At 36.0% G+C, this 19293-nt stretch carries 13 protein-coding genes; all 13 read right to left on the reverse strand.

Annotated features, from left to right (window positions below; genetic code table 11):
* Positions 1-3: 3 nt before the first annotated feature.
* On the reverse strand, positions 4-1344 hold the full coding sequence (locus ACXAGJ_RS17895) for an alanine/glycine:cation symporter family protein (protein ID WP_474841618.1): 1341 nt from the start codon (positions 1342-1344) through the stop codon (positions 4-6).
* A 169-nt stretch (positions 1345-1513) separates the two neighbouring features.
* Positions 1514-2293 carry a hypothetical protein gene (locus ACXAGJ_RS17900; RefSeq protein WP_474841619.1) on the reverse strand — a complete coding sequence of 260 codons (780 nt, stop codon included), beginning with the start codon at positions 2291-2293 and terminating at the stop codon, positions 1514-1516.
* A 104-nt stretch (positions 2294-2397) separates the two neighbouring features.
* Positions 2398-2985: a Crp/Fnr family transcriptional regulator gene (locus ACXAGJ_RS17905; protein WP_474841621.1), complete on the reverse strand. Its 588-nt coding sequence runs from the start codon at positions 2983-2985 to the stop codon at positions 2398-2400.
* A 50-nt stretch (positions 2986-3035) separates the two neighbouring features.
* On the reverse strand, positions 3036-3509 hold the full coding sequence (locus ACXAGJ_RS17910; protein ID WP_474841622.1) for an RNA methyltransferase: 474 nt from the start codon (positions 3507-3509) through the stop codon (positions 3036-3038).
* Between the two features lie 105 nt (positions 3510-3614).
* Positions 3615-4970 carry an ATP-binding protein gene (locus ACXAGJ_RS17915; protein WP_474841624.1) on the reverse strand — a complete coding sequence of 452 codons (1356 nt, stop codon included), beginning with the start codon at positions 4968-4970 and terminating at the stop codon, positions 3615-3617.
* The gene (locus ACXAGJ_RS17920) at positions 4948-5790 is read right to left on the reverse strand and encodes an N-acetylmuramidase domain-containing protein (protein WP_474841626.1); all 843 of its coding nucleotides are present in this window, start codon (positions 5788-5790) and stop codon (positions 4948-4950) included. The genes ACXAGJ_RS17915 and ACXAGJ_RS17920 overlap by 23 nt, the downstream gene beginning before the upstream one ends.
* A 20-nt stretch (positions 5791-5810) precedes the next feature.
* Complete coding sequence (locus ACXAGJ_RS17925) at positions 5811-9902, reverse strand: hypothetical protein (protein WP_474841628.1); 4092 nt, start codon at positions 9900-9902, stop codon at positions 5811-5813.
* 40 nt (positions 9903-9942) lie between these two features.
* Positions 9943-11493 (reverse strand): contractile injection system tape measure protein, encoded by a 1551-nt coding sequence (locus ACXAGJ_RS17930; RefSeq protein WP_474841630.1) that lies wholly within the window; start codon positions 11491-11493, stop codon positions 9943-9945.
* The gene (locus tag ACXAGJ_RS17935) at positions 11494-12411 is read right to left on the reverse strand and encodes a DUF6734 family protein (RefSeq protein WP_474841632.1); all 918 of its coding nucleotides are present in this window, start codon (positions 12409-12411) and stop codon (positions 11494-11496) included.
* On the reverse strand, positions 12383-14047 hold the full coding sequence (locus tag ACXAGJ_RS17940) for a DUF6734 family protein (RefSeq protein ID WP_474841634.1): 1665 nt from the start codon (positions 14045-14047) through the stop codon (positions 12383-12385). Before ACXAGJ_RS17940 ends, ACXAGJ_RS17935 begins: the two co-directional genes overlap by 29 nt.
* Before the next feature lie 34 nt (positions 14048-14081).
* Entirely contained in the window at positions 14082-14876 is a 795-nt protein-coding gene (locus ACXAGJ_RS17945) for a DUF6734 family protein (RefSeq protein ID WP_474841636.1), read from the reverse strand.
* Positions 14877-14943: 67 nt separating this feature from the next.
* Complete coding sequence (locus tag ACXAGJ_RS17950; protein ID WP_474841638.1) at positions 14944-18099, reverse strand: vWA domain-containing protein; 3156 nt, start codon at positions 18097-18099, stop codon at positions 14944-14946.
* Between the two features lie 45 nt (positions 18100-18144).
* Complete coding sequence (locus ACXAGJ_RS17955; protein ID WP_474841640.1) at positions 18145-19287, reverse strand: hypothetical protein; 1143 nt, start codon at positions 19285-19287, stop codon at positions 18145-18147.
* Between the last annotated feature and the right edge of the window lie 6 nt (positions 19288-19293).

Below are 19293 nucleotides of genomic sequence, written 5' to 3' on the forward strand. Positions count from 1 at the left end.
CTGTTACTTCTTTAATTTTCCAAAATACATTTTCGCCGACTTATTCACTTTGGGAGCCAAAATTAAGCCAGATAGTACAGTAGGAATTGCCATAAGTGCAAAAGCACTGTCTATTAAGTTGATCGCAAAATCAATTTTGACTACAGCAGCAATGACTATAGAACCTAGGTAAATATAGTTATAGAATTTTCCGTATTTAGGCTTTGTCAAAAAACCTAAACAGTTAGTACCATAATAGGAGTAGGAAAACAAGGTTGAGAGCGCAAAAACGAGTACCATGATTACAACGACACCATCTCCTATCCCGTAGGGTAGCACCTCGTTAAAAGCAGATAAAGTTAAGGATATCCCGTTCTTATCACTATGCTGCCAAACTCCTGTAGAGAGTATGGCTAATGCAGTCAAGGTACAAACCAATAACGTATCAATTGCAGGTCCGATCATAGCCACCAAGCCTTCTCGGATAGGCTCGTTGGTTTTTGCGGTACCATGCATCATTGGTGCGGTTCCTATCCCTGCCTCATTAGAAAATGCGCCTCTTTTTATTCCCGTAGTGATAAGAAATCCTAAAGCTCCTCCTGCAGCTGCTCTTCCTGAAAATGCATCCGTAAGAATCAATATAAACATATCAGGCACTACATCAATTTGCATGACCAAAATAGTGATGACGGTAATAAAATATAGCCCTACCATAAATGGCACTAATCTACTGGCTACAACCCCTATACGCTGTATACCTCCTAGAATGACTACAGATGCCAGTCCTGCCAATACAAATCCAATATGCCATTTGTATTCTTCTTCCCAATCCCATACATCAATTAATGTTTGCGTAAGCTGATTTGCTGTAAACGCAGGTAAGGTACCTATAAGACCAGCTAATGCGAACAAAACAGCCAAAGGTTTCCAGCTTGCTCCCAATCCTTCTATAATTACATACATGGGTCCGCTAAGTACGTTCCCCTTTTCATCCCTGAATCGATACATTACAGCGAGAGAACATGTATAAAATTTGGTAGCCATCCCTATCAAAGCACTGACCCACATCCAGAAAACAGCTCCGGGGCCACCAATTGCAATAGCAACCGCTACACCTCCAATATTTCCCATTCCTACCGTTGCAGCAATGGCTGAGGATAAGGCTTGAAAGTGACTCAGCTGTCCTGGCGTATTTTGATCATCATATCGTCCTCGAAGAATATCGATGGCATGCTTAAAATAAAGGAAAGGTGTAAACCGGGAATAGATCAGGAAAAATAACCCTCCTCCAACTAGTAGTATTAATAAAGGCCATTCAACCCAAGTACTCAACTTTGCCACCAGGCCTTCAAGAATTTTAAACATATCTATAGAATTCCTATAAATGTAGTGACAAAAAACGAATCATTAATTAGTTTTTAATTCAAGTTAAGATTCTTTAAAAGTCATAATATTGAAATTCCTTTCACTTCAAAAACTTCAACACTGCGTAAAACAAATCGTTCACACAGTGCTGAAGTTTGTGAATTCTCAATTAATCCTGAATATTCTCTAGATTGAAGCCATTGTTAAATTTTACGTTTTTGGTATACTGTTCGGTCCAGGCTTCTTTTACCACATTACCATCCCAATCTGCCGGTGCATATTTCCGGTAGGTAGATACATAGATTCCATCTATTTTTTCATAGGTAACTTTCATCAGGCTTGGTTCGGTTACTCCAAAACCTTTAGCCGTGTATAAAAACTGATCTATTCTATGAGTTTCAGGATTGATATACAAGATATACTTATCACTGGTCTCCCCTATATTATCTCCAAAAGTCATTTCGACAACCTTATAAGATATCTCATTCACTTTTCTATTAGGTAATAGTTTATGATTTACTCCAGGGTCCAATAATTTGAACATCATAGCAAACCAATAGTAGTTGGTTTTCCTAAGTGCATGACCAATGTACGCAGGTTGTTTCTCTGTAATAACGTTGTTATCTAATTTGGAAACGGTCTTGGTGCCGTCAAAGAATTGGGTATGAACACCTTTCATTTGTGGAATGGCATATACTTGTCTTTCTGAATATTTACCGTAGGAAACCTCTCCGTTAAAAATATACCGTTCTTTAGAAACATCGACAATATTATTCCCTGTTACTTTAAAAGTGTAATCAAAGGAAACATCTTTCAATTTATGAAGTGCATTCATTCCACCATTAGCGTCTACTACTTTGGTGATTAGTTCTCTTGCATCTTGAGCTTGAATTGTGGTTGCAACTAAAATTAATACAACTGAAACCATTCTTATTATTTGTTTTTTCATGACTATTTAATTTTATAATGTTTAAAAAAATATTTACATCACAAATTTCTTATCAAATAGGGTCAATAAAAATAAGATAGGACAGGAAATCATCTTGAACTAGTTCAAGATTTATTGGAAGGACGTGAACGTATTTTGCTTAAAAACTCGGCTGAAATCCCCAAATAAGAGGCGATTACATATTGTGGTACACGATTTACAATTTGTGGGTATCTCTTTGCATATTCGAGATAACGTTCTTCTGAAGTCTTACCGATATTGGCAACAATCCTCTTTCTAGAATTGGCAAATGCCTTTTCTGTGATCAAACGAAAATACTGGCTCAACCCATGAATTTCTGAACACAGTTTTTCGACATCGGTATATTTCATTTGAAAAATAATGGAGTCTTCAAGAGCTTCTGCAAAATGCGTGGCAGGCTCTTGATTGATCAGGCTAGAGAAGTCTGCAAAAAAATAATCTTCGATACCAATACTCACCGTATGTTCTTTTCCATGATCATCCAAATAGAATACTCGAACTGCACCTTTTACAATGTAACTACGGTACTCGCAAACATAACCGGGTTGAATAATAAACTGTCTTTTCTTTAACCGTGAGGTTCTTATAATAGAAACGAACCGTTCTTTTTCCTGATCCGACAACTCTACATAACGCGCAATATTATTCAGTATACTTTCGTACTTCTCCATTCTTTAGTTATTACTTATGACCATGTGAATTACATTACAACATTTCCAAATCATTTTGCAGCACGTATAAATCGCGGTTTATCGACCCCCCGATCATACATAATGATACTTCCTGCAACAGCAACGTTAATACTTAATTCTGATTTAAATTTTATTAGAAACTGAGACTTTTCGATGGCTTTTTTGGATAACCCATGATCTTCTGCTCCTAACAAATATACACATCTTTTAGGGTGGTTAAAGGTCTCCAAAGGTACAGCTCCCTCTGTTAATTCTACGCCCACCAACATCGCTCCTTTGGGAAGGTGCTTATAAAAATCCTCGAAAGTATCATAATGAAAATAAGGCATCGCTTTTACCGCATTGTGGGTATCACTGGCTTGCTTAGCATATCTATTCCCTATGGTAAAAATAAAACTAGCTCCCATGTTTTGAGCAGATCTCCATAGTACCCCTAAGTTTTCTGGAGTTTTTCCGTTTTGAATTCCTATTCCAAAAAACTCATTTTCAAAATTATCTATCATGAGGTAAAATTATGAAAGATCAACGTATTCTAACACAATACTTGTTCTAAACAATATCGGCAAAACAATTTATTGTTCAAAAAGTAAGTATACCGCCTTTAAGATTTAAATGTTGATTTTTATCGTTTTCCCTTCTTTATTGTATTCTTTTTTCAATCCTTCCAACAGGTAATTGAGTTGAAGTTCTTTCTTACCTGAGGCAATGGTTTTCAGGCATGCGTATTGCACTACATTTACAATATTAGCTCCGGTAATGGCATATTTACGGGATATTTCTTCTAGAGAAATGGTGTTCTCTAAGCCAATCTCTTCTGGCAGTATTCTTTGCCAAAGTTGGAGTCTTTCCTCTGGTCCAGGCACTTGAAATTCGATCATGGTCTGAAACCTTCGGGTAAAGGCCGAATCAATATTGGTTTTGAAATTGGATGCTAAAATCACTAAGCCCGGATGTGCTTCAATGCGTTGTAGAAGATAAGAGACTTCCTGATTGGCATATTTATCATGAGCATCTCTTACATTAGTTCTTTTTCCAAATATCGAATCTGCTTCATCAAAGAAAAGAATCCAGTCTTTATTTGCCGCTTTATCAAATAATGAAGATAAGTTTTTTTCGGTTTCACCAATATATTTTGAAATCACCATTGATAAATCAATACGATAAACATCTCTCTTGGTGTATTTCCCTAATAAACTTGCCGTTAGAGTTTTTCCGGTACCTGGTGATCCATAAAACAATACACGATATCCTGGTTTTATTTTACCACCCATCTTCCAATCGTTCATCAACACATCATTATGTTTTAACCAAATTTCAATTTCCTGAATCTGTCGCATTGTTTTTTCCTGAAGCACAAGATCACCCCATTCCAGTTCGGTATTGATCAACCTGGCCGGAAAATTTTGACTCAACTTAGGGCGTTGTACCCTACCTGTGGTTAAAAATGAAGAAAATTCTTCATCGATCAGTAATTTACCACTCATCTTTGGTTCTCCTTTGGGAACATCACCAATATATAAAATCTGCTCTCTGAACAACATAGAACCTGTTCCCAGATAATCAATTAATGCTGCTCTTTCCTCTAGGTAATTACCAGCTAATATATATAAGGCTGTTTCACCTGTTGGGATGATCCCACGATGAAATTTTCCTTTTACTCCGCCAAAATCCACAAACTCATTTCCGTTAGGAAAATACGAAGAGATAATTGTATTTAATAAGGAGGGTGTAAAATGAGGTGTAAGAGCCAACAACAACAGTATCACCTCAACTTCGGACAACTGATTATCCCTAATAAAAATTGACAAAGGAGATTGATCTCCTATCAGTTGAAATTGGGGTGCTGGTATTACCTCTTTTTTGAATTCAATATGTAAGCGATACCGTATATATTCTTCTAAATATAGAAATAACGATTGCACTTCTGACGAATAGCGAGTATCAGGCATTACTATATTTGACATAGGCATTCTTTAATTTGATATCGTATTTATTCTTTTTGTACCCTGGTCCATTATACCCTTCGGCAAATTTGGCCCAGTTTTTCTCTTTTACCCAATCGATCAGTTTTTTTCCTTTGAAAGTAGTTTTTGAAATGAACTTCCCGAACGCTTTCAAATGCTCTCGTTCATGCTCGTACATTTCTGAAACAAAATGATCGATTGAAGCATACCCGAGATGTTCATAATGAAAACCCATGATCTGAAACGAACCCCAGGAAGCTGCTACGTACGCTGCTTCATGAAAAGCTGCTTTATCTGATAATCCAGCTGCTTTTTCCAAACGATCGTACTCTCCCGCTCCTCCTTTATAGTGAGTTTTTGTCCATTTTTTATACAACACGTTCTTGGTTCTTTCAGAAACATATGAAGAAGGATTAACTCCTCTTTTTTCTAATTCTCTCCAAAAAATATGGCCTTCAAACAAAATTCTTGGTCTCCCATGCAACAAAAAGCCTTTACCACTACTTTCTATTTCATTAACAGCTTTTACCATGGCCAATTCGAGACCAAAATCATTGGCAAAATCCTTTACATCTTTTTCAGACAAAAACTTATCATTAAAAGCTACTAAATTCTTTTCTGCTTCAATAAGTTTGGACCATGTTTTTAAACCAACAATCCCATCAACTACTAAGTTATTTTTTAATTGAAAAGCTTTTACAGCCTGGTCTGTATCTTTTCCAAAAAAATTGGAAACAAACACGGTATATCCTAACTTAGTTAGGATTTGTTCCAAATGGTGGACATCTTCTCCCTGGGATCTATAACGTATGGTTCTCATCTATCTAATAATTTGAAATCCTAACCTAAAAATACTTGATCTATTTCTAATTGTATTGGATCTATTTCACAAAAACTACCTTCTATAGTTAACGTTACTGTAACCTTGATACGTACATCTCGTACTCGATAACGGTGCGCTATTTCCTTTCCTTCAAAAGAACTGCCATCTCCAAAGTCCCAAATAAATTTGAAATCCGTATCATCTGTATCGCTTATATTTTCTGCAACAAATGTAAATGCTATTGGGAAAGCATTGGGTTGCGGACCATCAATGATTGGTCCTTCGGTAATGATCACATCTCCTTCTCCTCCTAGTGGTGGTCTATTGAGACGACTAAATTTAGCTTGATACACCGGTTTGTTCAATACCGTAAGCGTTGCCGATACTGGCTGATCATTAACAGTAAACTCTATAGGCTCGTTATATCTTCTAAATGTTCCTGCAACCAATATCAATTGATTGGTTCCTACTCGTAATCCATTTGCTCGTCGTACCACCGCTACTTTTCCATCTGCCGGCGTAACCACAAATGGCACTGGTAGTTCGTTAACGGTTTCTCCACTAGAATCCAAACAAATTCTAGGGCCAACAGTTAAAGACACCTCTTCTAAAGGTTGCTCAAAATCGATCTGTACTTCTTGAGATGCTGGGCCACAGGAAGGATCTGCGATAGTTAATGTTACAATGACAGATCTTCCTTCTAATGCTGAAAGATCTTCGTATTCATACTCTTGTGTTAAGGTCGAGCCTTCGAAAATTGGACTTCCATCTCCAAAATCCCAATTGAGCACAAATGGTTCTGGTATATAATCGCCAGTTACATTAAAAGTAACTATTGCTTTGGAATTATCTTCATTATATTGAATATCATCCGGATCTACAGTAATCGTAAATTCTGGAGTTCTTCCTACCAATAAGGTTGTTCCTGAATCAAATCCATCAACAGCTAATCGTATCACTTGTCCGTAAGCATCGAATTCTTTAGGATTGACTGTAATTATTCGATCTTGGATCAATAATCCATTGATAGATGTAGCCCCTAAAGTGGTTACCGTACCTGTAGCAGGTTGAAGCTGCGTAATATTGATTCGCTCGATACAACCAATAGTATTATCTAATATATTTTTCAGATTGCTCAAAAACTGCCCCAGTTGCGTAAAGTCTGTGAACGAAGAATAATCTGCACTATCAATATCCGAGAAATCAGGATTACTTAGTATAGGTGGTCTGCCCAGTAAATTTGGTAGTGCAGCAATTAGATCTCCACTGCTTGGGCTTCCGTTGGCATAAACACCATTGCTAAGCGCATAATAGAAAATATGTGTTTGACCACTTAGTATGCTTATTCGACTTCTTAATTCATCAAAATTTCTAGTTTGCAATCCATCCGTGATAATAATGACGATATCCAAAGGAACTGAAATTGGGGTAGATGAAGAAATCTGCCCTGTTAAATACCCCAGAGCGCTTGACCAATAATCTGCTTGAGCTAGATTATTACCATCAGTTTTATAATTAGTAATCCAATTGGTAAATTGGGTTTTGGTCTGTGCGGTTATTGCGGTTTGCGTGATAATTCGCGTGGGCAATGTATTATCGTCAACATTCATATTACATAATGTAATAAGATTGCCTGAGTCTTCCTGATCATTTACAAAGACCGTTAGCCCATTTTTAATCTCAGTAACTTCACTCCCGTTTATAGATCCTGACTCATCAATCAATAATGCAATATGCACAGGAATATCGCAGTCTGCTGGGTTTACACATAGCTCATTTCTATCCAACTCTAATTCGATCACTATTGGATCTTCAAAAGTAATAGGATCAATGATTATAGTGTTTTCACAAAACTCCGTATTTACCTTTAGGCTAGGTGTAATGGTATTAGGAGCTGTTTCTGGGAGATTATCGTATTGTCGGACAACATTCCCTGACGCATCTGGAGAAACTTCTGTTATTGTTCCATCTCCAAAATCCCACTCATACCTTACAATTTCATCGATATGAGGCCCTGATACATTATAAGTAACTGTCACTTCTGTATTGAATGGGTTATCGTACACTACGGTTGTGGTCACTACTGGTTCTGGTTTTCTATGGATTGTAATTACGGCATCGGTATCTTGATTATTTACTTCAAACCGAATGGGCACCCCAATAAGTTCAGGACTTACTAACTTAGGGTCAAAGAAGGATTCTCCCATTTCATCTCTTACGATCCCAGCATTTAAATCTCTAGGTACCTGAGCAGTAACAAAACCATCTCTTGGAGTTACTTTGAAAGGGATCGGTTCGGTATCATTTCCAAAACATAGGGTTTCCATAGGTAATTCTAACATTAATACACTCTCATCACAGCATAGGTATGGAACCATAAAATCTGCTATTACCGGTTGGAAAACTCCTTCTATCTCTGCATCTCCTTCTCCCCCGTCTCCAATCACTGGTGTATCTTCTAAAAACACCAATACCAGCGTTCCTCTTGGTGTCACTCCCGCTCTATGCTCCAAACCGTGACGTCGATTGACATAATAGGAGGTGTAATTTTCTTCCAGAACTTCAATACTTGAAACTCCCAAGGCTACAATATTGAAACTAACTGCCTTTTTACGCTTAATATCTTCAAGCTTTTCTATAACTTCTTTATAGTTCTTCCCTTGATGACCTTCTATTCTAAAAAAGTTCTTATCACGATAAACATCTAGAGGTACTTTATTGTCAATTAAGTTGGTGTGGTAACTACTATTTGCCCCTTCTCTACCTCTGGCAGATTTGTCATAATCCCAAAGTTTTAATAGTGTTTTATCAACCTTGTTATAAAAAGGTATAGCTCTTTTACCCAAATACCCTTTGGTTAGGGATGGAGTAACCTTGATCAATCTGTAATCTGTGGTAAAGTTTTCAAGCTGCTGCACAGCACGTAAAACCAAGCTAAAAAGTCGTTGTTCTGTTTTATGAATATCAAAACAAACACTTATTTCTTCATTACTTACATCTTCGTCACAATTACCACATCGATCTCCTGCTTTAGAAGTATGAGCTTTCGATTTATAAAATCCGTGTCTACATTCGTAGCATGCCGCTCCATCCTTAAAAATCTCTCCCAGCATTAAATGTTTAGGAAAATCATTCTGATTGGCCACACATTGACTATGAGTCAGTTCTAGTAGCAATTTTTTGATTTCATTATAAGTTTCCACCACATCTTTTAGCACATCGTACCGATATTGTAGATCGTTGGGTACTAATCCTGGTGGGAATTCGAATAACTCTACTACTTTAGCTTCGAACTTGGACTGAAGATTTGGTGCTTTTAACACTTGAAAAATAGCAGCGAAACCGGTCTTCAAGTCCTGAATTAGTTGAGTATTCTCAAAAGGAGACACTAGTAAATCAGTTAGTGAGAAAACCGTTTGAAAGTCTTCGATCACCGGGATCACTTTGGGTAACATTACCTCTGGTAATTGATAATAGAGATTTTTATAGTTAGGCTTGCTTATGGTAGCATCCAGGCTATTGATATATTGCGCGTTAACCTTGGTGGTCATCAAAATCTTGTAGTTCGCTACTACATCGATCCCCTCTCCATCACAGCTTAGACTGCTACACCGATTAATGTTTCTTTCGAAATGTTCAAGATAGATCAGCAAAACCATATCGCTAAAATCCTCTCCTTCATTGATTGCTAGTTGAGCGATTGGAAAGGTTTCGCTATCTTCTTTTACTGGAAGGAGTTCGAATAAATCAAGTTGCACATCATCTTCATAAAAGAACGGCGTATAATTGGCTCTAGTATTATCGTATTTGCGGTAATGCGTATAGGTAATCCTAGGGAAATCAATGATTTTGTTTGCTCCACTATCCTTGTACAAATGCAGTAGGTCACCATCTGTAGTAATACCAAGTCCCTGAGTGATAGTAACAGCATTGGAAGCTCCTGTGATGTCAAACCCGCAGACGATTCCTACTCCACTGAGATTGATTCTGGATAGCCGAATCTGATCGTCAAAATGATCAACAATTTGATTCAGATGACTCTCTGTCAAAAATTGACTTTTAGAGAATCTTCTGAAGCCTGGTGATATTTCTGCTAGCTTAGTGATCATGATTTGTGTCTATTTTGTATTGTTTTTATCTATTAAAATGTTACCAATCGACAAATATGAGTTTGTCTTTCCAGGGTAACTTTATCACACTTATATTCCATGGCAAACGATCCAAAAGAATATCTTGAGTTTTTCTTTCTATAATCACTTTGGGGTTCTCTCCGTTTAAGAATAGTTTACCCGGTCGTTGCAAAAATTCATGCTGTAAAAGATCTGTCGAAGCATTTTTCAGCACCCCCCAATTATCTAATGTGGCTTGCAACAAATCTCCACATTGTTCCACTTGTTCTGTTGTTAGTTCAATGTTTCTGGCAATCGGTTCATAAATTGGTATCCCACACAAGAATTTTTCAAAAATCATTTGGTGCTCCTGTTGTCCCTCTCTTTTAGTGGCTAGAAAATGCAGTAAATGCGCTGCTAATTCTTTGTTTTTGAGCTCATCGTTTTTATCCAAAAGCTCGCAATGCTCAAAGAAGTGTTTTAAATACGGATGTAATACAATTAATCCCGCATTGGCGATATAATATGATGTTTCTTCAGTAGTTTGAACCTCGTTGTTTCTAAGGAAATCTGTATTCGATGGTATCTCAAATTCTTTCTCTGTAGCTGTTAACTCCTCCTCTACAAGGTATTCTGATGCATCTCTTTTCTTATCCTGATTTTGGAGAGATTCCTGAAGATCGTCTTCTTTCTGATTACTTAATTTTTCGGTGTTCACAATAGCAACACCAATTTCAGGCACACTTCCTGAGGTATTTATATTCTGGTCATTGTTATCTATTTCCAACAGTTCTTCTGTTTCCAACAATCTCTTGATAGTGTCTTCTATCCAAAATGATCCTGATTTTTCTTCTTGGTTTTGTTGCTCTTGTAAGTTGATTAATTGCTTGTATAATACTTTAACTTCTTTTGTAATCAGGAAAATGATAATCTCTTCCCAAACCACCTCTCTAGATGAAATTTCTTCTTTAAAAAAGGACAGCATATCTTTAGTCAACAATTCATCAAAAGGAATGATATATTTGGTATCAGCAAAAGTCTTTTGCAGTATCTGAATCAATACTTTATCCGAAAACTGTTTGATCAGTCTTCGTCTGTTATTGGAGTATTGAATACTATTAACCAATCTATCCCCAAAACCAGAAACACCTATTACTTCTTCTATTTCAGAATCATTAAATAATGTCTCATGATGTTGAAGTTCCCACCAAGGGGTTGTCCCTTTTTCCAGAAAATAGAAGAATGATCTAAGCTTACTTGTTTCTTTACTTACAAAGCCTGATTCTTCTTGAATCGTACGCTGGTTGATTTTCTTTTTTACTTCTTTCTCTATGGTTTTGATTAGTGTTTCCTCTAATTCATCAAATGATAATTCTCCATCAAACTTTAGATCTACATCCAATTTTTCAATTTGTATGCTGTCTGAAGTAAATGAATGATCCAAATCCTTGAAATACAATTCTAATTTGGGAAGTATCTTTTCTTTCAAAAACACATCAAGATTATCTTTGATATCATACGCCTGCTCCTGGGATGTTGTATTCAACTCCAGATACATTTTATTGATGATATGTTTTTTTTCTATACTCATCTAGCAGATGTATTTCATATTAAGCATTAAATTGGCAAACTCTTTTGGATAATTTTTGAAAGCAAATTCTATTACATCCGTAGATACTTCCTTCATTCCTTTATAATGCATCAAATGCGTATATCCGGTTTTATCGATATGATTAATATCTGAAGGAGCTATATAAAAACTCTCTTCAAGATGTGTAGAGCGCCCGACATAGCTTTTGATAATATGATCTAACTTATGATCACTAACCGAATACACATAATCATTGTGCGTAGGTTTATTTCTGGGGTAATACTCATAAATCTGATCTGTTTTACCATGCTCCTGAATGGTTTTGAAAACATAAGTCTGCTCCAAAAACATCGTAAGCTGGGCGGTATGATAGTCATCAAACTGTAAATGTTGATTTTGATAAATGGTCGAGAAATAAGCTTCGTAATAATCGTAGATTATTTTTCTATCAGTACATCTAAACAATCCCATATTCAAAAACCTTAAATCCTCATTGGCATACTCATACTGAAATTTCACTCCTTTATCCAAAAAGTAGTGATACAAACAATATGGATGAGAGTTTAGTCCCTCGTCGCATTGTACGATAATATCTTTGTTCTTTATGGGCTTAGTAATGAATACATCATAATCCATATACAAATATCCTGGTAGCAAATCTGCCAACATTTTATACCCTAGTATTTTGGCATCTACAAAACAAGAAAGTTCACTCATCTGCCCCAGTTCACTATAAATTACATCATAAGGAAGTTCTAGCTGTCGAACTAGTTCTCGCCCATAATAATCGGTCATTATATGTACTTCACCATATACCTTTTTGATCATCATAGCGCTCAAAAACATGTGAATACAAGATTGAAACTTATCATTATTTTGATCAAATGGTTTAGTCCAAAGTAATTGTACTGGCGTCATGAACCTTTATTTTTGTTTTGTTATGGTTTACTTTGAATAATTCGATATTAATTACCTTATCTTTATTAGGATACAATTCGAAATTTATTTTTTTATTTTGATGATCCGATTCATCATGAGAGTATTCTTCGGCTTCGGTATCTGCATGTTTCCGTTCATTAACCGTACGTAAGGCATCATCATGTTCTATGACATCGCTACATAAGTGGCCTGGAGCGGCTAATTGTCTCACTCCCATTTTTCTTAATCTCAATGTAAACTCAGTGTCTTCGTAGCCGTAGGTTTCTATCTTCAGATTATATCCCCCGATTTTCTTAAAGTCTTCACGATGTACCATAATTCTGCCAAAAGATCCTCCTGTACATAAAATAGAAGGTCGTAAAAAGAATCTTTTCTCTTTTTCAATAAGTGAAAGGCTATAATTGAGATAACTACTGCTCACAAAATTATCTGCATCAATATTGATAAGGTACTCTCCTAATGCCAGATAATGGACTACATTTTTGGGGAGGGATCTATGATAATACTCGGCTGTGTAATTTTTGTAATAAATAATAAGACCTTCTCTTACCCCCTCGATAAACCAATTCTGGTTAAACAAAAAATCTTCAAGTCCATCGGTAGAATTATAATCAATGATATTAATATCTACCTTACCTTTAAATTTTTTCACCACTTCCAGATTGTGTTTCAAGGTAGTTATTAAGTGATCAAAACGATTCATTACAACCGTACATAAGCTAATCTTGATTTTATTATCAGAAAGTCGCTTATTGCCTATCAAGTGATCATATTCTGGAAATTCGTTGGTGATAAGATGTTTGATCTGTTGTTGAACGGGCTTGGTGTATTTGCTTAAAAAAGTAAGGTGAGTGTACCCTATCCTTTTGGCTTCAATTTGAATCCGTTCATTTTTTAATAGTAGCGTTTCTACTGTTGCTTTTTGAGCTTTGGCTACACAATACAACAGATATTGATCAATGATTTTGGAAATATCAGCATTGAAAAATCGTATTTTATTTGAGCTTCTATTGATATGCAAACACTTCAGAAAATCCTTAATATAAGCATCCCTGAGCTCTAAATCATTAAACCCTATGATTGCGGTATTGTATACTTTATAATGAGTCCTATTTAATTCTTCAACATAAAATGGGCTATTGTCCACAATCCACTTAAAATTCTCTATTTGATCCCATCGAACTTCATTTCCGCTAATTGCATTTTCGTCAAAAGAAATATCATCCAGACTTTGCACAATCACATCTGATTGGCAATTTTTGATCATTTTGGCTACTTCTTTTTTACGTAACATCACATCCCAATCCACATGCACAAAGGGTTTGGTTTGTTTTGAGATGGCCAACATTTTACCCTCAATCCAGGAACTTCCCTCAAAGCTTAAAAACGTAAGATCAGTAGAGAGGTTATCTATTGGAAGTTTCTCAAAATAGGGTGCACTATCCAGGTCTGTAACAATTTCCACTTCGAACCCCCACTTTTTTGAATACAACACAGACAGGTACAAACATCGTAGAGACGATTGTATAATATCTTCGAGGTCTAGTCCCTCTCTATATTCTTTCCATCTTTTTGTAAGCGGAGCTGTCCAGAAACTGTATACAATTTTATTCATCAATTACAGATATCATGTTTTAGTTTATTCATTTTCAAAAAAGAGCCGGTTCTGCAAAAGCCATTTTCTCTTCTATTTTTTTATACTCTGCAAAGAATTTTTCCTTTAGTAATTCTTTGATTTTCTTCACATTTTTGGGATGATATTTCGATGCTCCAAAAAGATGTGCATATCCTAATTCATTGGCGTAAGAGGATTGTTCATCATGAGACTCTCCTTTGATTAAAACGGACGGCTCAATTCTTTGAACAGCTAACAAACTAGCTAGGTTATATTGTTCCAATAATAACCCAGGTTCTAAGTACCACCCATTTTGATCTCTACTGTTCTTAAAATCTTTGAATTCCTCTTTATGGGTGGTTAAAATATCCTCCAGTTCATTAAAACATTTCACGAAATCATCTCTTACCTCTAAATCATTAAATCCAAGGACACCACATCCCCAGGCATATTTTAGTTCGTTATTCCAAAACTTTAGCTGCTGACTATAATCATCAAAAAAAAGAACCAGTTCCTTATAATTATGAAAACCAACGTCTTTTCGCTCCACCAAAACCCGATCAAATTCAAAGACAATATTTTTTTTCAAAAAGATATCATTATCGATATGTACAAAAGGTTGGTGTTGATCTTGGATAGCATACAACTTGGGTTTCATCCATAATTCTGCGTTTTTATCAAAATCGACCAAAGTTACATCACATGGTAAATCGCTTAAGAAATCATATCCTATTTGATCTACATATAATTCAACATGGTCGTACCAAAGACAACTATGTAAAATACTTGCTGCAGTCATATAGATGGTATCCATAAGCTTATTTCCCATATTCCATCTGTTATTGATGATAGGATAAGTGGATAGGCTGTATATAATTTTAAGCGGTTCCAAAATATTATAATAAATCTCCTATAGACATAGATAAAATATCATCATCTCCTGCATTGAGTCTTCTTACATCACCTGTATACCCATAATAATATGGTACTCTGTCAAAAGTGATCGATTCTATCGGTACATTTACATTACAAAAACCTCTAGTAACTGTTAATACCGGTGAAACCGTGTTTGCCTGATTAACCGGAAGGTTATATACTTTTACAACCTGTCCAAGCACATTTGGTTGGGTATTCGAAATAGGAGAACCATCTCCAAAATCCCATCTGAATTCATTTATCGTATTGATTTCTGCACCTGTAACTGTGAAAGTTACAGTTGCTGTAGCTCCATTATTACTATACACAATAGCACTAGTAGTAGAAAGTTCGGGTTTTTCATAAACCTTCACCCCAAAATTGGCATTTTGATTATTTACAATGAATCTTATACTAAATCCATGTAGTTCTGGACTTACTCTACGAGCATCAAAAGAATAAGTGCCGTCTGAATTTCTTATCACACCTCCATCAAGACCAGCAGGTACATCAGCTCTTACTACAGCATTTCTAGGAACCACATCGAATGGAATAGGTTGTGTATCGTCGTCAAAACAAATCACCTCATCCGGAAGACTAACCTCAACTTCATTTTCATCACAGCATAGGTATGGCAAGCAAAAATCTGCAACAATTGGATTTACGGTTGTAGGATCAATTTCAAACGCTGCTGTTTCTAAAAACTCCCCTTCTTCGGAAAAAGCTACATCTGTTTCACTTACCAAAAATTGTCCATCCGATTGATTGTTTTGTAAATAAAATAGGACTAGTGTTCCTCCGGGAGGCACACCTGCTTTATGTTCTAAACCAAAATTGCGATTGAGATAGAAGGATTTAAAGTCTTGCCCTATAATGTCTATATTTTCAACGGGTAATGCTACTACATTGAACCCTAAGCTATTTGCCTTTTTAATCGTATTGATTCGTTGCACCACTTCGGTATAATTTCTCCCTAAATGTCCTTCAACTCGATAGAAATCGTGATCAATACAAAACTCTAAAGGTTTCTTGATCGCCAATAAGTTATCGTGATAACTCAAATTCGTTTTTTGTGTACCTCGAATCGTCTTATCAAAATCCCAATACTCAATCAATTTTTCTCCTACATTATAGTAAAATGGGATAGCCTTTTTGCTTAACACTCCCAAATCCATCGTTGGGGTAATCTTTATAAAATTATAATCTGCATTATAATTAGTCAATTGCTGAGCAGATCTCTTGATAAGGGTAAACAGTCGTTGCTCTGTTTTACTGCTGCTATAGCATATGGCAAGTTCCTGATTAAATCTGTCAATCACCACTTCGTCTTCTGTAGTTTCTGGACAAAAGATGTTAGAATTGATCAAAATTTCGTTCAGGTTTCTAATCTTAGCTTCCAAATCCCTAAAATTCTGTGCCAAGAAATAATCTGAGGTATCCAAATCAGTTTCTCCATCTACACTAGGAACCGAAGTTGGAGGAATAATATTCCTGATATTGGTATTGATCTGACCTACAGGATTGTTATCCAAGATATACAAGAATAGCTTGGTGTTTTCTGAAGCAGGAGTTAAAAGCACATTAAATGCACTTATAGGATCAATCTGTCGTTCCAGAAAACTAGTCTCGTCATTAATAGTGATTACAATATCCGGATTAGGAATGGTAGGATCATTCAAGATCGACTCCTGAACTTTTAACAAACCTGATTTCCAATCATCATTATCTCCTCCACGCGTGGCATATGTTTGTATCCATTGAGTTGTGGCCGGATCTGTTGCTCTTTTATAAATACTAAACAACGAATTATCATTTCTATTGGAAGACATTGGAATTAACGAGATAAATGTATTGGTATCTCGTACCGATTCTACGTAAGCATTCAAAGCATTTCTTACATTTTCACGTTCGCGGCTAAAAGAACCTGACTCGTCCATCACAAATACAATGTGATAACTCCGGTTCCCGTCAGAATCTACACTCCCTTCACAAATAGGATCATCACCGGCATCACCAATATCATAGTCCAATTCTATTGGAGCACAACTATCACAAGTTGTAGAGGTAAGACCAGCTAGTATTGGTGATTTGTAAAATCCATGTCTGCATTCGTAACAAGGTCCTGATTTTTCTACTTCTCCTAACATCAAATGTTTCGGAAAGTCTTCGTACCCAGCACAACAATCAGATACATCAATATCAAGTAGTAGTTGTTTAATTTCATTATAAGTATCAACCAGATCTTTTAATGCGTCATACCGATACTGAAAATCATCTGGAATTTGAGTAGCCGAAAACACAAAAAGCTCAGAGAGTTTATCTTGTATAGCTCCGAGTAATTGTGGTGCATCCAATTCTGTTAATAATGTAGTGTAGCCATCAATTAATTTTTGAACTGTATTATCTTCGGTTATCGCATCAAAAAAGCTTTGTTTTAAGTCTGCATAGGTATCAAAAATATTAGGAGTTCCTACTACTTTGTTCATTACCACTTCTGGAAGCTCATAATACAATTTGCCATAGTTAGTTTTTTGTATGGTGGGATCATGGCTAATGATGTAAGCTGCATCAGTTTTGCTTACCAATAACACTCGATGATTTACAACTCTGCTTTCTCCCTGATTATCACAACCCAATGTTGTACATAAATCCTCATCTTCTATATAGGTTTCGCGATACAACAGCACTACCATATCCTTGAGTGTAGTCAAGTTACTTAGAGGTCTTACTCCTTCTCCACTAGTTGTTGTGGTCAATTCTCGCAAGGTAATTTGATTTTCTCCTCTGTAAAAAAATGGCCTGTATTGCGCCTGGGAGTTATCGTAGGTTTGATATCCTGTATAAGTGATCGATTCCAAATCAATGGATAAGGTCCCATCTTCTTTGGTTTCAAAAAGATGCATCAAATCTCCATCGGTGGTTACACCTACTCCTTGCGTAATGGTAATTTCGCTAGTAGATTCATCGCAGCTTACCTGAAAACCGCAGACAATACCAACACCACTAAGGCAGGTTCTGGACAATCGTATTTGATCATCAAAGTAGTCTACAATTTGGTTGAGATGCCCTTCGGTGAGCACCTGATTTTGAGTAAACCTTCTAAAATTGGTGGTTATTGCCTCTAATGTCGTTGTCATAACCTTATGTGTGTTTTGTTATTGTCTAATTTCTTAATGTCTATTTTATTTTATTTCTTCATAGATCTTTCTTTGGTACGAAAGAACGGAATAAACATCTTTCCAATCTTCTTTTTTACTTAACCAAATTGCCTGATCCCATAAAGTAATTTGCATTTTTTCTCCTCCATTATTAATTCCTGCCCAAAAAGCAGCACTTACTAATGCATTCCAAGCCCCAACAGGATCTTTTAACTTATCATCCAATATTGCTGCTGCCTCGGCGTGCTCTACTCCAACATAACTGCCTCCTTTTTCACTAATAGCTTTTGCTGCGCTGTATAATGGATGTTCAGTGATACTAGCTGAAAATTCGTAATAATCTGCGGTTAACAATCGTGCTATATCTTTAATCAAAATCTCAGGAGGTGTTCCCGTATCTGGATAATGTGATAATTGATGCCCGACTGTATCAAAACCATGTGGTAATACAAATGCATTCCACAATATTGGTGATAGTTGATCCAGAGGAATAGCATTAGAATAATCAACTCCTCTTCGAGCCACTATATTTCTAAATAGTTGATCCCATGCTCCAAAATCTTGACCCGTAACACTATTTGGCATTAGGTCTTTTAATTTGATCATTTCAGAAAGCTTTTCTCTGAAAATCTTATGCGACTCCGAACTATCATATCTGTAAAGAAACTTTAGATACCTATCCACACCATCGGTTCCATTAGGGGTATTAGTAGAATCATTTACATAAACTCTCATAAAATCTAATTGGTCCAATATTCCCAATATCTCATATGTAGGTTTTACTTCACTTTCAAATTTTTCAAATCGATCTTTAAACTCAACAAATACCTTATCATGCTCGGCTAGCATTCTTTGCCTTAAAATGGGTAAACTGAATATGTTATTAGAAATAGTGTATGCGCTATTTTTAGCATTGACACGAACCAGATTCCAATTGTTCCAATTAGCATTGGGTGTTAGTCTTAATGCTACATCATATTTTCCAAACTTTCTATGTCCTAACAAAAAACAACACCACCAACCACTATCCATGAAGGATTTAAAGTTTTGTGCATTCTTTTTAATATCGAACCCTAAATGCTTTTTTAAAGAATTCTCTTTATCCAGTTCGATAATTTGGTTAATGATGTTAATTAATTCGTTCATATGTTCCTCTACTCTTTCCATATTTTA

This window comes from Aquimarina sp. AWH4_224 (assembly GCF_056160245.1).

Coding starts and splice junctions, on each gene's coding strand:
- ACXAGJ_RS17955 (WP_474841640.1), bottom strand. CDS start 19,287: ATGGAAAGAGTAGAGGAACATATGAACGAATTAATTAACATCATTAAC.
- ACXAGJ_RS17920 (WP_474841626.1), bottom strand. CDS start 5,790: ATGAGAACCATACGTTATAGATCCCAGGGAGAAGATGTCCACCATTTG.
- ACXAGJ_RS17930 (WP_474841630.1), bottom strand. CDS start 11,493: ATGAGTATAGAAAAAAAACATATCATCAATAAAATGTATCTGGAGTTG.
- ACXAGJ_RS17950 (WP_474841638.1), bottom strand. CDS start 18,099: ATGACAACGACATTAGAGGCAATAACCACCAATTTTAGAAGGTTTACT.
- ACXAGJ_RS17925 (WP_474841628.1), bottom strand. CDS start 9,902: ATGATCACTAAGCTAGCAGAAATATCACCAGGCTTCAGAAGATTCTCT.
- ACXAGJ_RS17895 (WP_474841618.1), bottom strand. CDS start 1,344: ATGTTTAAAATTCTTGAAGGCCTGGTGGCAAAGTTGAGTACTTGGGTT.
- ACXAGJ_RS17935 (WP_474841632.1), bottom strand. CDS start 12,411: ATGACGCCAGTACAATTACTTTGGACTAAACCATTTGATCAAAATAAT.
- ACXAGJ_RS17915 (WP_474841624.1), bottom strand. CDS start 4,970: ATGTCAAATATAGTAATGCCTGATACTCGCTATTCGTCAGAAGTGCAA.
- ACXAGJ_RS17910 (WP_474841622.1), bottom strand. CDS start 3,509: ATGATAGATAATTTTGAAAATGAGTTTTTTGGAATAGGAATTCAAAAC.
- ACXAGJ_RS17905 (WP_474841621.1), bottom strand. CDS start 2,985: ATGGAGAAGTACGAAAGTATACTGAATAATATTGCGCGTTATGTAGAG.
- ACXAGJ_RS17945 (WP_474841636.1), bottom strand. CDS start 14,876: ATGGGAAATAAGCTTATGGATACCATCTATATGACTGCAGCAAGTATT.
- ACXAGJ_RS17940 (WP_474841634.1), bottom strand. CDS start 14,047: ATGAATAAAATTGTATACAGTTTCTGGACAGCTCCGCTTACAAAAAGA.
- ACXAGJ_RS17900 (WP_474841619.1), bottom strand. CDS start 2,293: ATGAAAAAACAAATAATAAGAATGGTTTCAGTTGTATTAATTTTAGTT.